Origin of the sequence: Staphylococcus simulans (assembly GCF_025561465.1) — a bacterium.
Lineage (GTDB): Bacteria > Bacillota > Bacilli > Staphylococcales > Staphylococcaceae > Staphylococcus > Staphylococcus simulans.
Genome location: NZ_CP095100.1, coordinates 2,136,888 through 2,151,330, shown reverse-complemented (window position 1 = coordinate 2,151,330; position 14,443 = coordinate 2,136,888). Strand labels below are relative to the sequence as shown.

Here is a 14,443-nt window from a genome sequence, read left to right as displayed (position 1 = left end):
TCCATTTTCTGTAATTGCATCTGTCAATTATCGAAAAATAAAAATTAATTTTTTGTAAAGATTTTAAAGGTTGATTGCAATCTTCAACTTTAGCCAGATAGGGTATCAATATTGTATAATTAAAATGAATAATTTTAAGCAAAAGGAGAAATATATGAAGAAAATACTTACACCGCTTATTATTATCGGCATTGTTATTGTCATCATTGGAGTTACAATGATTGGCCCATATAATAAACTTGTCGGTATGGACGAAGATACGAATACAGCACTTTCAAACATCGATAACCAATTACAACGTCGTGTAGACTTAATTCCTAACCTTGTGAACACTGTTAAAGGTTACGCTAAGCATGAAGAAGATGTATTTAAACAAGTTTCTGATGCACGTAGTAAACTTGCAGGTGCATCAACACCAAAAGAGAAAGCGGAAGCTAATGGCGAAGTCAATTCTGCATTAAGCAGATTATTAGCTATCAGTGAAAATTATCCTGATTTAAAAGCAGATAAACAATTTACAGGATTACGTGACGAGCTTGCAGGTACAGAAAATAGAATTGCAGTAGCACGAAATGATTATAATACATCTGTTAACAAATATAACCAAGCGATTCGCCATTTCCCAACAACCATTGTAGCTAAGCTATTCGGATTTGATAAGAAAGAATACTTTAAAGCCGAAAGTGGTGCAGACAAAGCACCTAAAGTTGATTTCGGCACTGACTCATCTCAATGATCAGAAAAAGTGCCAGCGTCTTAGCTGTCATATGGGTTGGGATGTTACTCGTCGCACAAAGTATGTTTGCGGCATCAGATAAATTTCCGGAATTAGAACAACCTGTTTTTGTACAAGACCACGCAGATTTGATTACGAGCCAAGACAAAGATGAGATGGCTAAAAAAGGCCAAAAACTTCAAGACGGTACAGATTCAGACATTTTGGTGATGACCATGAAATCAATCGGACAAACACCAAAAGAAGATTATGCTTATCAAGCAGGCCGACATTATAAAGTCGGTGATCAAAAGCATAGTCGAGGCGTTGTAATTTTAGTCAATTTAGATAACGGCAATGAATATCAAAATCGTGGTATTCAAGTTGCGGTTGGCCGAGGGTTAGAAGGTGTCTTAAATGATGCTAAAGTCGGCGCATTGATTGATGATAACTTCATGCCTTATGCTGAAAAAGCAGGACAGACTGATAATAAAGAAAAACAAAAAGCATATTACAGTCAAGGCATCACACAACTTTATAATGCAATTTGGAAAGAAATAGCCAAAGCTTATGGCTATGATGGTGAAAAATTTACTGAAGATACACCTAAAGCGCAAAACCATTCAGAAGGTGATGGGCCATTCAGCTTATTTGGTATTATTTTTATCATTATCATTATCATCATTATTATCTCCATTAAAAATGGTGGCGGCGGACCTCCAAGAGGAGGCGGTCGCAGAAGAGATAATACAGGTACTTGGTGGGTCGGCACTGGAGGTTTTGGTGGCGGTTCATCAAGTGGCGGTGGTTTCAGCGGCGGCAGCTTCGGCGGAGGCGGCGGCTTCGGCGGCGGAGGTGCTGGACGCGGATTCTAACAACCGAATTGTATTTATCAGAAGCAGAGCATTTCGTGCTCTGCTTTTTTATGAGGTTTAATTGTTTAAAATGTAATGTTCATTCTGAACTCATAACTATTTAAAGATTCGCACGAAATTATGAATTTTATGTAAAAGATGTGTATAAAATATATCAATTTAAATAAGAATATCTTGTATTTCTTGTGTGTTTAGGCTAACTTTATAATTAAGATGTATAAATGATTGCATATAGAGAACAAAGTCATCTTAAAGTTTTCGAACATTGCGTTACAAAAGAGAAAAGGTTTGGATATAAATACAGTTGTTTGTTAAATAAGATTTTTTTATTAACTGTATTTTATTCCGATGCTTATGTTATACTGTTGAAAAAGCCTATTTAACTGATAAGAATGATTTCCTCTTTGGTGGAAATTTATCGTTGTTAATGTTTTTTCATTCAGAAATATCTTTAAGTGGGGTTGTTACATGAGTTTTTATAAGTTTATTATTACTTTTATGGAAGATGATACGCCATTCGGACAATTAGCCGATTGCATTGTAAGAGATCATAATTTTCCTAAAGAAGAAACAGATATAGATAATATATATGATTATGTACATGAGAATTATTTTGAACATCATCTTTTAGAATCAGCTAACAGAGCCATCAGTGTATATAAAAGTAACTAAAAGAAAAGCAAGTGCATCTCAAAATTGTGCACTTGCTTTTCTTATAGATAAAAATAAATCGTAAAAATTACGATTTATGGTTTACAAATGACGAAACGTCATGTAATATAAAACGTAACCGTTACGATTTACGGTCACTTAATTACAACTTACTTTACTTAATCAATTCGGTACACGGGAATGTACCGAATTTTTTTTGCGTTCATTAGTGTTTTTCACAACGTATTAATTAACGTCTGCAGCCTTTTTAATAGGATAGATCAACCAATGCTCATCAATATATTCATCGCCATATTTACGAGAATTCGTTTCAAAACCTATTTTTGAGAAACCGTACTCACTATAGAAAGTCAGTGCACTGATATTATTTGAAGCAACAGGGGCCATAATTTTCTCAATTTGAAGTTCAGTACAAAAGTTTGCGACAGTATTTAATAACTTCTCATCCAAATGGTCAATATCCTTCACATACATATTTTCAATTATAGCTTTATGCTGTGTTCCAACTATAATTGGATGGAATAATGTCAAAGCTCCCACTAATTCATTATTAAAAAATACACCGAACAGATATTGTGCATTGTTATTGGCGTCTATCAACTTTTTGAAATATTCCCTGCACACTTTGTCCTCATCATAAATCGCCCAAGTATAAATATTTTTTGGATTACTTGTAGCTTCTTTAAATAGCTGATAGACCTCTTCTAAATCATCAGGATTTAGTAATCTAATTTCTTTCATGGATTTAACACCTCTCTTATGACTTTCTTAACTTTTGCTTAAATTTAATAATGTGGTCATTATTGATAAGTTTAATTTAATATTATTATATACTTTTAATCAAAGCAACACTTAATAGGTGTCCCTAAGAAAAAAGTAAAGTTTGAAAAGCGATTGTTCACAATATTGGACGATTTTAACCAAAATATATGGTATATCAAAAAGCTAATCTTATTTTAAAGTAGTTTTTAATCACACCATGAATATGTCGCCAATAAAATATCTGTAAACTTTTAATATGAAACTGTCTAATGATTGGTAGTTTAAAAGTATAAAATAACGCGCATTACACTCTAATACGCTGACTAATGTTAAACTATTATTAAAGAAACAAACTGGCCATATTATATAAGCAAGGGGTAGATAGGATGACGCAAGTAGAAATTGCTGTAACGATAGCACCAGAAGCTGACATAACACAGAAGTTGCAAACGGAGTTGATTGATGCGCAAGCAGCCATCGATATAATTGAACTAAGAATTGACCAACGTCAAACGATTGAAATTGCTGAGATTGAAACACTTATTGCCGCGTTACGAAAAAGTCTTCCTAAAGTTAAGCTGTTAATCACATATCGCACAGCTTCACAAGGTGGAAATGGCAATAAAGCGCAAGAATCTTATTATGCGCTATTACAAGAATTAATGCAAGTTCAAGGTTATGACATGATTGATATTGAATGGGAAGAAGCGTATAAGGAAAAAATCACTGAATTAGTGGCTGAAGCGCAAGCAGCAGGTTTAGAAGTGGTACTGTCTCAACATGATTTTGAAGAAACACCAGCAATTGAACAATTGAAATTCACTTATTTTAAAATGAGTAAAACAGAAGCTGATTATCTAAAACTAGCAGTAATGCCAAAAGATCCTGAAGATGTGACCTATCTGTTAGATGCACTCTATGTATCTTCTCAAAGTGTCAAAATGAAAGTAGTAGGTATATCTATGTCTCATCTTGGTTTAGTATCAAGAACGGCTCAAGGTGTATTTGGTGGAAGTATTTCTTATGGTTGCTTGGGAGAGCCGCAAGCGCCAGGACAAATACATGTTACTAAATTAAAAGAAATTTTGACATTATACGAATCAAACAAATAATTTGATATAATATGTATTTCAATCTATACTGTAATTGATAATGGTTATCATTAATATAAAGGAGAGTTAGATTGTGGAATTAAGAGATGCAATTTCATCAAGAAGAAGTGTGAAGATATTCGACCATGATATGCATATAGATGATACAGCGCTATATGAAGCACTAAAACTCTCTACAGATGCACCAAATCATGGGATGAGAGAACCATGGAGAATCATTCATGTCTCAAAGGACAGACTAGGGGATTTAAGTCGAACTGTTTCTCGTTATGCATTTAGAAATGAACCAGAGAAACAACAAAGTCACTATGATGCAGTGACAAAATTGGGTGGATTGCTCGTATTAATTGTAAAACGAGATCCTAGACAAAAAGAAAATCTTGAAAATCATCTGGCATTCGGTGCTTATGCACAAAACTTGATGCTGCTGTTGCATGAAGCGGGTATCGGTACGTGCTGGAAGACACCGCCATATATTTTCATGCCTAAAGTGAGAAAAGTAATAGGTGTTGAAGATGATGAAGATTTAGTTGGATTTTTATATCTTACTGATATGGACACGAAGATTCCTCCAAAGAAACCACGTCACACTGAGAACTTTATTTCAGAGTATTAATTATATGAGTAAAGCCAAGCTGAAATCAGCTTGGCTTTATTTAGTCTATATTACGTTATTTAAATGACTTATTTAAATGTTTCGCTTAAGAAGTCTTCAACTTGCTCTGGTGATTTAGCATTTGCTGAGTGCAAGTGTGCTGTTTTTTCACCGTTTTTGAAAACAAGTAAACTTGGAATACCCATTACTTCGTAATCTTGAGCAACATCTTCTAATTCGTCACGATTTACGTTGTACCATTTATGGTCGTTGTATTTTTCAACAATTGGATCAATCCACATATCCATTGCGCGACAATCAGGGCACCATCCTGCTTCGAATTTAATAATCACAGGTTCGTTACTTTCGATAATTTTATCGAAATCTTCACGTGTTTTAATTGCTTCCATTTTCATTTCGCTCCTTTTTCTAATCCTATTATATATATTATAGCGAATTTGAACGTAAATTTAAAAATATTAAACCGACAATTTAAAGCGTTATTTTTAGAAATTTGGTATATTAGACATAATAGTTAAAGGAGGTCAAAAGATGATTAGATTTTATCAGTACCAAAACTGTACGACATGCAAGAAAGCAGCAAAATTTTTAGATGAATATGGTGTAAGTTATGAACCTATCGACATCGTAGAACTAAACCCTAATAAAAGAGAACTACAAGATATTATTGATAAAACCGGCGTTGAAATTGATAAGCTATTCAATAAACGCGGAGGTAAGTATCGTGAACTAGGTCTGAAAGATAGACTTGACAGTTTGTCTGATGATGAAAAACTAGATTTATTGGCTTCTGACGGAATGCTTGTTAAAAGACCACTTGCGGTTTCAGGCAATAAAATCACACTTGGTTTCAACGAAAAAGAGTACAAAGATACTTGGGTAAACTAATTTATAGTCATTATAGGTAGTAAATATCTTATTGCTATGCGCTTTATTTACACAAAAAATTAAAAAACTACAAGATGTCTATAAATAGTTGAATGAAAAGGTTTCATATGGCATCATAAAAGAGTATTCATTTATTAATTAGGAGGGGATTCGTGTGGCAGTGCCAGAGGAATTAAAATATTCAAAAGAACATGAATGGGTTAAAGTTGAGGACGATACAGTAACTATCGGTATCACTGAATACGCACAAGGAGAACTTGGTGACATCGTATTCGTTGAATTACCAGAAACTGACGATGATATCGAAGAGGGCGAATCTTTCGGAAGTGTAGAATCAGTTAAAACTGTTTCTGAATTATACGCACCAGTTTCAGGAACTGTAGTTGAAGTCAACGAAGAATTAGAAGACAGTCCAGAATTCGTAAATGAATCACCATACGAAAAAGCATGGATGGTTAAAGTAAAATTAAATGACACAAGCCAATTAGATGATTTATTATCAGCTGATCAATACAAAGAAATGATCGGTGAATAATCGGCTTTAAAAACCAAACTCCAAGATACTTTGTATTTTGGGGTTATTTTTTATTTGAAATAGGCTATAACAAACTAGAGCGCTAAAGTGCTGAACCTTTACAGCTGAATAATACATAATTTATCGTGTTTATTTAGTTGTTAAACAAGTTGCGTGTCTTTAAAACAACACCTGCGTTACAATGAAAGTATCAACTTACGCAACAATTTTATATAAGTTGGCAGAACCTAAGCATTTACGTTTGCGAGTAATGAAGCAATGATATCACGAGAGTATTGGAGTGTAGTGAATATGGCATTGTTAGAAAAAGTAATCGTTGTTGAAGGTAAAACAGATAAAAAGCGTGTACAAGAAGTGATTGATGAGCCTGTACAAATTATTTGTACGCACGGCACAATGGGCATTGATAAACTTGACGATATGATAGAACACTTATATGAACGTCCTGTCTATATATTAGTGGATGCAGATAAAGAAGGCCGTCGCATCCGTCAATGGTTTAAACATTATCTATCAGAAAGTGAACATATCTTTGTCGATAGAACTTATTCTGAAGTCGCACGTTGTCCGCGCCCTTATCTTGCCAAAGTGCTTAGAAACCATGGCTTTATGGTAAAAGGTGAAGCACCCGTGAAAGGATTAGTTTATAAATGAACGTTAAGCAAGAAATTACAGATATCAAACAAAACTTTGATCAAGACAAGCACTTGATTTTCGGTTACACACCGATGTGTGGAACATGTAAAGTTTCAGAGAGAATGTTAGATATAGCTAATGAAATTTTACAGCTTCCGTTGGTCAAAGCAGATTTGAATTTCCATCCTGACTTCAGTGAAGCTTATCAAATTCAATCTGTTCCTGTTTTGTTAGTGATGTCGAAAGATAAGGAGATAGACCGTATTTACGCATTTCAGTCTGTTCCTTATTTGTTAGAAAATTTAAAATAGTTGTTGACTACTTCTGAGTGAAGTGGTAGGATAAATATCAATTAAATAGTTATCTCTTATCAAGAGAGGTGGAGGGATGTGCCCGACGAAACCCGGCAACCGTCTTATTTATAAGAAATGGTGCCAATTCACAAAAAGTTGAACTGCTTTTGAAGATGAGAGAAAGAAATTTCAAATTGCTTTCTCTTTAATGCTCATAGCAGCGATAAGGGAAAGCTTTTTTAATTTGTAGGTAGGTATTGCAAGGAAAGGGGAGAATGTAGTGATTCAACTGAAGCAAATCGTCAAAAGATATAAGACGAAACACCAAGAAGTACTGGCAGTTGATCATGTCGATTTAGATGTGTCGGAAGGTACCATTTACGGTGTCATCGGTTTTTCAGGTGCCGGTAAAAGTACACTTGTCAGAATTTTAAATTATTTAGAAGAACCAACATCAGGTCAAGTCATAATAGATGGAGATGAATTAGGACAACTCAGCAAAGCGCAACTAAGGAAAAAGCGTCAAAAGGTAAGTATGATATTCCAACACTTCAACTTATTATGGTCTAGAACAGTGTTAGATAATATTAAGTTTCCGTTGGAAATTGCTGGCGTGGATAAAGCGACAGCTGAAAAAAGAGCGGAAGAATTAGTTGAGCTTGTAGGACTCAAAGGACGAGAAAAAGCATATCCGTCAGAGTTATCTGGTGGTCAAAAACAAAGGGTTGGTATCGCACGTGCCTTAGCCAACGATCCAAAAGTATTACTTTGTGATGAAGCTACAAGTGCTTTAGATCCTCAAACAACAGATGAAATTTTAGAACTCTTATTAAAAATCAGAAAAGAAGAAGATTTAACAATCGTGATTATCACACATGAAATGAATGTGATTCGCCAAATCTGCGACGAAGTTGCAGTAATGGAAAATGGTAAGGTCATCGAACGCGGTGAAGTTAAAGAAGTGTTTGAAAACCCTAAACATCAAGTGACGAAACGTTTCGTTAAAGAAGGCTTGAATGACCAATTTGATGAATCAATTCAGGAACTGATTCCAGAGTCGAAAAACGGTTATATTGTACGTTTGAACTTCGTAGGTGAAGAGACGACAGAACCGATTGTGTCATATATCACTCAAAAATATAATCTGAATGTGAACATACTAGAAGCGAATATCCGCCATTCGAAAAGCGGACCAATCGGTTTTCTAATTGTACATATTGCAGACTTGAAAACGGAATTTTTTGATGATTTTAAAAACGAATTAGAGAATCGTAATGTAGGTGTGGAGGTGGTTCGTAATGGATAAATCGTTCAGTGATATATTACGTGAAATGGTCACAATGCCGAATGTTCAATGCGACCAAGTTTGGCTGGCTACATACGAAACACTCTATATGACAGCCATTTCTACAATTTTTGCGTTCGTGATCGGTTTAATTCTAGGCGTACTATTATTCCTAACAGCTAAGAGTAAATCACCGACAGCAAAAGTGTTTTATCAAATCGTGTCATTTATTGTGAACTTATTCAGAGCAATTCCCTTCATCATTTTAATCTTGCTGTTGATTCCGTTCACAAGTTTATTACTTGGCACAATCAGTGGTCCGACAGGAGCACTTCCAGCATTAGTTATTGGTGCGGCTCCATTCTATGCACGTTTAGTGGAAATCGCATTTAAAGAAATTGATAAAGGCGTTATTGAAGCAGCGCGTTCTATGGGAGCAAACACATGGACGATTATTCGTAAAGTGTTAATTCCAGAATCACGTCCTGCCTTGATTTCAGGTATTACAGTTACTGCAATCGCATTAGTAGGTTCTACTGCAGTTGCCGGTGTTATCGGTGCAGGCGGTTTAGGTAACTTAGCATATTTAACTGGTTTTACTCGAAACCAAAATGATGTCATTTTAGTTTCAACAATCTTTATTTTAGTGTTTGTGTTCATCATTCAATTTGTGGGTGACTGGGCTACAAATAAAATTGATAAACGTTAATTCTATTTTGAAAGGATCAATCCAATGAAAAAAATTATTAGTATTTTAGCGGTTTTAGTATTAACTGTAGTTTTAGCAGCATGTGGCAGTAAGGATAAATCAGCAGGAGGCGAAGATTCTAAAACAATCACAGTTGGTGCTTCACCAGCGCCTCACGCTGAACTTTTAGAACAAGCTAAACCTATCTTGAAAAAAGAAGGTTATGACTTGAAAATCAAAACAATCAACGACTATACAACACCTAACAAGTTAGTAAACAGCGGTGAATTGGATGCGAACTTCTTCCAACACACACCTTATTTAAACACTGAGAAAAAAGATAAAGGGTACAAATTAGTATCTGTTGGTAACGTTCACTTAGAACCAATGGCTGTATACTCTAAAAAATATAAAAGCTTAAAAGAATTGCCAAAAGGTGCAACAGTTTATGTTTCTAACAACCCAGCTGAAGAAGGACGTTTCTTGAAATTCTTCGTTGACGAAGGTTTAATCAAATTGAAAAAAGGCGTTAAAATCCAAGATGCACACTTCAGTGATATCGTAGAAAACAAAAAAGATATCAAATTCAACAACAAACAATCAGCTGAATATTTACCAAAAATCTATCAAAACGAAGATGTTGATGCAGCAATTATCAACTCTAACTTCGCTATTGAACAAAAATTAAGCCCTAAAAAAGACTCAATCGCTCTTGAAAAACCTGAAAATAACCCATACGCAAACTTAGTAGCGGTTAAAGAAGGTCACGAAAAAGATAAAAAAATCAAAGCTTTAATCAAAGCATTACAATCTCAAGATATTAAAGATTACATCAACAAAAAATATGATGGTGCTGTGATCCCAGCTGAATAAGAAATTATTAATCACTCTCAAGTATAGATGCTTGGGAGTGATTTTTTGCGTCTATTAATAGTATAGGAAGCAAGGATACCCTATCATAATATGTGACAAAGATATGGGTAATGATAATAGAAGGACAGAAAATGAGAATCAGTAGCTTTGAAATTCGTGCAACATTTCACATTGAAACGCTTTAACGAAACTCATTACAATTTAAGAATTCTTTTTATTTAGGTACTTAAAAGGTTTATTCTGGGGTTTAATTGCGTTATAATTTATAAATGTACCAATGTAGTGCAGTTTTGACTACAGATTAAAATTATTATAAACTAGTAATTGAAATACTATTTATGTTTACGGAGGGACTTTTAATGCCATCAACATTGGAGATTAAAGACTTACACGTGTCTATTGAGGATAAAGAAATTTTAAAAGGTGTTAACTTAACAATTAACACGGGAGAAATTCATGCAGTTATGGGACCTAACGGTACTGGTAAATCTACTTTATCAGCAGCAATCATGGGTCACCCAGCTTTCACAGTAACTAAAGGTGAAGTATTACTTGACGGTGTTAACGTTTTAGAATTAGACGTTGACGAACGTGCAAAAGCAGGTTTATTCCTAGCTATGCAATATCCATCAGAAATTACTGGTGTTACAAACGCAGACTTCATGCGTTCAGCAATTAATGCGAAACGTGAAGAAGGTAAAGAAATCAACTTAATGCAATTCATTAAGAAATTAGATAAAGAAATGGAATTCCTAGATATGGATCCAGACATGGCGCAACGTTACCTTAACGAAGGTTTCTCAGGCGGCGAGAAAAAACGTAACGAAATTTTACAATTAATGATGTTACAACCTAAATTCGCTATCCTAGACGAAATTGACTCAGGTTTAGATATCGATGCGTTAAAAGTTGTGTCTAAAGGTATCAACGAAATGCGTGGAGATGACTTCGGTTCATTAATCATTACGCACTATCAACGTTTATTAAACTACATTACACCTGATTTCGTACACGTTATGTACAACGGTAAAATCGTTAAAACTGGTGGTCCAGAATTAGCACATCGTTTAGAAAATGAAGGTTATGAATGGGTTAAAGAAGAATTCAGCGAAGCGTAAATCATTTACGTAAAGAAGAAACAACCGATTAAATGTTATAAGTATCGTTAGGAGGATATTAAGTTATGACGACTGAAACTTTGAACATTTCTGAAGCAGAACTTGTTGAGTATTCACAAGCCCAAAATGAACCTTCTTGGATGACAGAATTACGTAAAGAAGCGTTGAAACTAACTGAAACTTTAGAAATGCCAAAACCAGATAAAACTAAAATCACAAAATGGGATTTCGACTCATTTAAACAATTCGAAACAAAAGCTGAAACTTATCAAGATATCAGTGAAATTCCAGATTCAATTGAAAAAATCATTGATGTTGAAAAAACTGAAAACTTAGTGATTCAACACAATAATACACTTGCTTATACACACGTTTCAGAAGAAGCGAAAAAAGACGGTGTAATTATTGAAGGCTTAGCAGATGCTTTAGTGAATCATGGAGATTTAGTTCAAAAATATTTGATGAAAGATGCGGTTAACGTAGATGAACACCGTTTAACAGCGTTGCATACTGCATTAATCAATGGCGGCTTATTCGTATATGTACCGAAAAATGTAGTCGTTGAACATCCAATTCAATATGTAGTTTTACATGATGATGAAAATGCAAGCTTTTTCAATCACGTTATTATTGTGACTGAACAAAGTGCAGAAGTGACTTATGTTGAAAACTACTTGTCAGATGCAAGTGGCGAAGGCAATCAAGTGAACATTGTTTCTGAAGTGATTGCTGGTGCGAACTCTAAAATCACTTATGGTGCAGTAGACTATTTAGATAAAGGTTTCACTAGCCATATTATTCGTCGTGGTATTACTGAAGCGGATGCATCAATTAACTGGGCACTTGGATTAATGAACAAAGGTAACCAAATTATTGATAACACAACTAATTTAATTGGGGACCGTTCTACAAGTGTATTAAAATCAGTAGCAGTAGGTACTGGAGATCAAAAATCAAACGTAACATCTAAAATCGTTCAATACGGTAAAGAAACAGATGGTTACATTCTTAAACACGGTGTAGTTGAAGAAGCAGCGACTATTATCTTTAATGGTATCGGTTATATCAAACACGGTGGTTCAAAATCAGTTGCGAACCAAGAATCACGTGTGTTAATGCTTTCTGAAAAAGCACGCGGAGATGCGAACCCAATTCTATTAATCGATGAAGATGACGTAGAAGCAGGTCACGCAGCTTCAGTTGGTCGTGTTGATGACGAACAGCTTTACTATTTAATGAGTCGTGGTATTTCTCAACAAGAAGCTGAACGTTTAATTATTCATGGTTTCTTAGATCCAGTAGTAAGAGAACTGCCAATAGAAGATGTAAAACGTCAATTACGTGACGTTATTGAATTAAGAGTATCAAAATAAAAAGTATAAGCTAGGCAGGAGAGATTAAAAACAGGAGGAAGTCAGCTGATGATATGTGCATCACTGCGTCGTATTCCTCCTTCTCTTTACGCTTTTGAATAACCTGTTCGCAGTCAATTATTATTCATTAAATCCTGTCAGCTTGTAAGTTATTTTGTACGACAAGTGATTATTAATGAAGAAAGGTCTGTGGATATAGTGGCCGAAACAACACTAAATGTTAATGAAGTTATTGAAGATTTTCCAATCTTGAAACAACAAGTCAATGGCAAACGCTTAGCTTATTTAGATACAACAGCGACAAGTCAAACACCACTTCAAGTAATCGAAGCGATTGACGATTATTATAAACGTTACAATTCTAATGTGCATCGTGGTGTACACACACTCGGCTCATTAGCAACAGATGGTTATGAAGGTGCACGCGAAACAGTAAGACGTTTCATTAATGCACGTTACTTTGAAGAAATTATTTTCACAAGAGGTACAACAGCTTCTATTAACTTAGTTGCACGTAGTTATGGTGATGCGAATGTTTCAGAAGGCGATGAAATTGTCGTAACTGAAATGGAACATCATGCTAACATCGTACCTTGGCAAGAATTAGCACGCCGTAAAGGTGCAACTTTAAAATTCATCCCGATGACAGAAACAGGTGAATTAAACATCGAAGATGTGAAAGCCACAATTAATGACAACACTAAAATTGTAGCGATTGCACATGTATCTAACGTTTTAGGTACAATCAACGATGTGAAAGAAATTGCGAAAGTTGCGCATGAACATGGTGCAATTATCAGTGTGGACGGTGCACAAGCAGCACCACACATGAAAATTGATGTGCAAGATTTAGATGTAGACTTTTACAGTTTCAGTGGACACAAAATGCTTGGTCCTACAGGTATTGGTGTCTTATATGGTAAACGCAGTCTGCTTAAAGATATGGAACCTATCGAATATGGCGGTGACATGATTGACTTCGTAGGTAAATATGAAGCAACTTGGACAGACTTGCCAACAAAATTCGAAGCAGGTACACCTTTAATTGCACAAGCTATTGGCTTAGCTGAAGCAATTAAATACCTTGAAAACATTGGTTTTGATGCGATTCATCAACATGAAAAAGAGTTGACTGAATATGCATACGAACAAATGGATGCGATTGAAGACTTAGAAATCTATGGTCCGCCAAAAGACAGACGTGCTGGTGTGATTACTTTCAACTTGAAAGACATTCATCCACATGACGTTGCGACGGCATTAGACACAGAAGGTGTTGCTGTACGTGCAGGACATCACTGTGCACAACCATTAATGAAATGGTTGAATCAATCTTCAACAGCAAGAGCAAGTTTCTATATCTATAATACAAAAGAAGACATTGATCAATTAATTTACGCTTTAAACCAAACGAAGGAGTTTTTCTCATATGAATTTTAATAATTTAGATCAACTATATAGATCTGTAATTATGGACCATTATAAAAATCCGAGAAACAAAGGTAAATTAGATAACGGCTCTTTAACTGTTGATATGAATAACCCAACATGCGGAGACCGAATTCACCTTACTTTCGATATTGTTGATGGCATTATTGAGGATGCTAAATTTGATGGTGAAGGTTGTTCAATTTCAATGTCTAGTGCATCTATGATGACTGAAGCAGTTAAAGGTCATTCGTTAAAAGAAGCATTAGAAATGAGTCAAGAATTTTCTAAAATGATGCTTGGCGAAGATTATGAATTAACTGAAGATATGGGAGATATTGAAGCATTACAAGGTGTTTCTCAATTCCCTGCACGTATTAAATGTGCAACACTTGCTTGGAAAGCTTTAGAAAAAGGTACTGTAGAACGTGAAGGTCAAGCAGATACTGATTCTGAAGAAAATGCAAAGTAAGCACCCATAACGGGTAAAGAATAAGTAACTGGCAAGGTGGTTTCTAACTTGTCAGTTCCATGATAGACTGGTTTATACAAGTAGCAATATTCAATAGAATGT

18 protein-coding genes and 1 riboswitch are annotated in these 14,443 nt (G+C 35.0%); of the genes, 16 read left to right on the top strand and 2 right to left on the bottom strand.

All coding sequences use genetic code 11. The annotated features are described in order from the left end of the window. Positions 1–154: 154 nt before the first annotated feature. The 3 genes from MUA87_RS10110 to MUA87_RS10100 all read left to right on the top strand — a co-directional run bounded on the left by MUA87_RS10110 (position 155) and on the right by MUA87_RS10100 (position 2,262). Positions 155–736 (top strand): LemA family protein, encoded by a 582-nt coding sequence (locus tag MUA87_RS10110; protein WP_002481583.1) that lies wholly within the window; start codon positions 155–157, stop codon positions 734–736. Next, positions 733–1,590, top strand: a complete 858-nt coding sequence (locus MUA87_RS10105; RefSeq protein WP_107547989.1) for a TPM domain-containing protein — start codon at positions 733–735, stop codon at positions 1,588–1,590. Before MUA87_RS10110 ends, MUA87_RS10105 begins: the two co-directional genes overlap by 4 nt. A gap of 468 nt (positions 1,591–2,058) precedes the next feature. Continuing rightward, positions 2,059–2,262, top strand: coding sequence for a sterile alpha motif-like domain-containing protein (locus MUA87_RS10100; protein WP_023015356.1), 204 nt, complete (start codon positions 2,059–2,061; stop codon positions 2,260–2,262). 225 nt (positions 2,263–2,487) lie between these two features. Here the strand turns inward: MUA87_RS10100 and MUA87_RS10095 are convergent, their stop codons facing one another. Then, a complete protein-coding gene (locus tag MUA87_RS10095; protein ID WP_262550705.1) occupies positions 2,488–3,003 on the bottom strand; it encodes a GNAT family N-acetyltransferase in 516 nt (171 codons plus the stop codon). 407 nt (positions 3,004–3,410) lie between these two features. Between MUA87_RS10095 and aroD the strand changes: the two genes are divergently transcribed. Further along, on the top strand, positions 3,411–4,136 hold the full coding sequence (gene aroD, locus MUA87_RS10090) for a type I 3-dehydroquinate dehydratase (RefSeq protein WP_023015354.1): 726 nt from the start codon (positions 3,411–3,413) through the stop codon (positions 4,134–4,136). A 73-nt stretch (positions 4,137–4,209) separates the two neighbouring features. Continuing rightward, positions 4,210–4,752: a nitroreductase family protein gene (locus MUA87_RS10085; RefSeq protein ID WP_002481587.1), complete on the top strand. Its 543-nt coding sequence runs from the start codon at positions 4,210–4,212 to the stop codon at positions 4,750–4,752. Between the two features lie 68 nt (positions 4,753–4,820). Here MUA87_RS10085 and MUA87_RS10080 read toward each other — a convergent pair whose 3' ends face one another. Continuing rightward, positions 4,821–5,141, bottom strand: a complete 321-nt coding sequence (locus tag MUA87_RS10080; protein ID WP_262550703.1) for a thioredoxin family protein — start codon at positions 5,139–5,141, stop codon at positions 4,821–4,823. A 142-nt stretch (positions 5,142–5,283) separates the two neighbouring features. Here MUA87_RS10080 and MUA87_RS10075 point away from each other — a divergent pair, with 142 nt between their 5' ends. From MUA87_RS10075 to sufU, 11 genes are all read left to right on the top strand, one after another. Next, positions 5,284–5,640 (top strand): arsenate reductase family protein, encoded by a 357-nt coding sequence (locus tag MUA87_RS10075; RefSeq protein WP_002481589.1) that lies wholly within the window; start codon positions 5,284–5,286, stop codon positions 5,638–5,640. A gap of 154 nt (positions 5,641–5,794) precedes the next feature. After that, the gene (gcvH, locus tag MUA87_RS10070; RefSeq protein ID WP_002481590.1) at positions 5,795–6,175 is read left to right on the top strand and encodes a glycine cleavage system protein GcvH; all 381 of its coding nucleotides are present in this window, start codon (positions 5,795–5,797) and stop codon (positions 6,173–6,175) included. Between the two features lie 291 nt (positions 6,176–6,466). Beyond that, positions 6,467–6,829 (top strand): toprim domain-containing protein, encoded by a 363-nt coding sequence (locus MUA87_RS10065; protein WP_002481591.1) that lies wholly within the window; start codon positions 6,467–6,469, stop codon positions 6,827–6,829. Continuing rightward, complete coding sequence (locus tag MUA87_RS10060; RefSeq protein ID WP_002481592.1) at positions 6,826–7,122, top strand: thioredoxin family protein; 297 nt, start codon at positions 6,826–6,828, stop codon at positions 7,120–7,122. Before MUA87_RS10065 ends, MUA87_RS10060 begins: the two co-directional genes overlap by 4 nt. 53 nt (positions 7,123–7,175) lie before the next feature. Further along, positions 7,176–7,284: riboswitch (SAM riboswitch) on the top strand. 100 nt (positions 7,285–7,384) lie between these two features. After that, complete coding sequence (locus MUA87_RS10055) at positions 7,385–8,410, top strand: methionine ABC transporter ATP-binding protein (RefSeq protein WP_262550701.1); 1,026 nt, start codon at positions 7,385–7,387, stop codon at positions 8,408–8,410. Next, entirely contained in the window at positions 8,403–9,098 is a 696-nt protein-coding gene (locus MUA87_RS10050; protein WP_262550700.1) for a methionine ABC transporter permease, read from the top strand. Before MUA87_RS10055 ends, MUA87_RS10050 begins: the two co-directional genes overlap by 8 nt. A 24-nt stretch (positions 9,099–9,122) precedes the next feature. Next, positions 9,123–9,950, top strand: a complete 828-nt coding sequence (locus MUA87_RS10045; RefSeq protein ID WP_002481595.1) for a MetQ/NlpA family ABC transporter substrate-binding protein — start codon at positions 9,123–9,125, stop codon at positions 9,948–9,950. Between the two features lie 359 nt (positions 9,951–10,309). After that, positions 10,310–11,068, top strand: coding sequence for a Fe-S cluster assembly ATPase SufC (gene sufC / locus MUA87_RS10040; protein WP_002481612.1), 759 nt, complete (start codon positions 10,310–10,312; stop codon positions 11,066–11,068). Positions 11,069–11,133: 65 nt separating this feature from the next. After that, a complete protein-coding gene (sufD, locus tag MUA87_RS10035) occupies positions 11,134–12,441 on the top strand; it encodes a Fe-S cluster assembly protein SufD (protein ID WP_107540062.1) in 1,308 nt (435 codons plus the stop codon). A 189-nt stretch (positions 12,442–12,630) separates the two neighbouring features. Then, complete coding sequence (locus MUA87_RS10030; RefSeq protein WP_176745483.1) at positions 12,631–13,881, top strand: cysteine desulfurase; 1,251 nt, start codon at positions 12,631–12,633, stop codon at positions 13,879–13,881. Next, positions 13,871–14,341, top strand: a complete 471-nt coding sequence (gene sufU / locus MUA87_RS10025) for a Fe-S cluster assembly sulfur transfer protein SufU (protein ID WP_023015332.1) — start codon at positions 13,871–13,873, stop codon at positions 14,339–14,341. Before MUA87_RS10030 ends, sufU begins: the two co-directional genes overlap by 11 nt. The last annotated feature ends 102 nt before the right edge of the window (positions 14,342–14,443 follow it).

Coding starts and splice junctions, on each gene's coding strand:
- sufU (WP_023015332.1), top strand. CDS start 13,871: ATGAATTTTAATAATTTAGATCAACTATATAGATCTGTAATTATGGAC.
- MUA87_RS10050 (WP_262550700.1), top strand. CDS start 8,403: ATGGATAAATCGTTCAGTGATATATTACGTGAAATGGTCACAATGCCG.
- MUA87_RS10065 (WP_002481591.1), top strand. CDS start 6,467: ATGGCATTGTTAGAAAAAGTAATCGTTGTTGAAGGTAAAACAGATAAA.
- MUA87_RS10060 (WP_002481592.1), top strand. CDS start 6,826: ATGAACGTTAAGCAAGAAATTACAGATATCAAACAAAACTTTGATCAA.
- MUA87_RS10075 (WP_002481589.1), top strand. CDS start 5,284: ATGATTAGATTTTATCAGTACCAAAACTGTACGACATGCAAGAAAGCA.
- MUA87_RS10095 (WP_262550705.1), bottom strand. CDS start 3,003: ATGAAAGAAATTAGATTACTAAATCCTGATGATTTAGAAGAGGTCTAT.
- sufD (WP_107540062.1), top strand. CDS start 11,134: ATGACGACTGAAACTTTGAACATTTCTGAAGCAGAACTTGTTGAGTAT.
- MUA87_RS10045 (WP_002481595.1), top strand. CDS start 9,123: ATGAAAAAAATTATTAGTATTTTAGCGGTTTTAGTATTAACTGTAGTT.
- MUA87_RS10100 (WP_023015356.1), top strand. CDS start 2,059: ATGAGTTTTTATAAGTTTATTATTACTTTTATGGAAGATGATACGCCA.
- MUA87_RS10110 (WP_002481583.1), top strand. CDS start 155: ATGAAGAAAATACTTACACCGCTTATTATTATCGGCATTGTTATTGTC.
- MUA87_RS10105 (WP_107547989.1), top strand. CDS start 733: ATGATCAGAAAAAGTGCCAGCGTCTTAGCTGTCATATGGGTTGGGATG.
- sufC (WP_002481612.1), top strand. CDS start 10,310: ATGCCATCAACATTGGAGATTAAAGACTTACACGTGTCTATTGAGGAT.
- aroD (WP_023015354.1), top strand. CDS start 3,411: ATGACGCAAGTAGAAATTGCTGTAACGATAGCACCAGAAGCTGACATA.
- MUA87_RS10080 (WP_262550703.1), bottom strand. CDS start 5,141: ATGGAAGCAATTAAAACACGTGAAGATTTCGATAAAATTATCGAAAGT.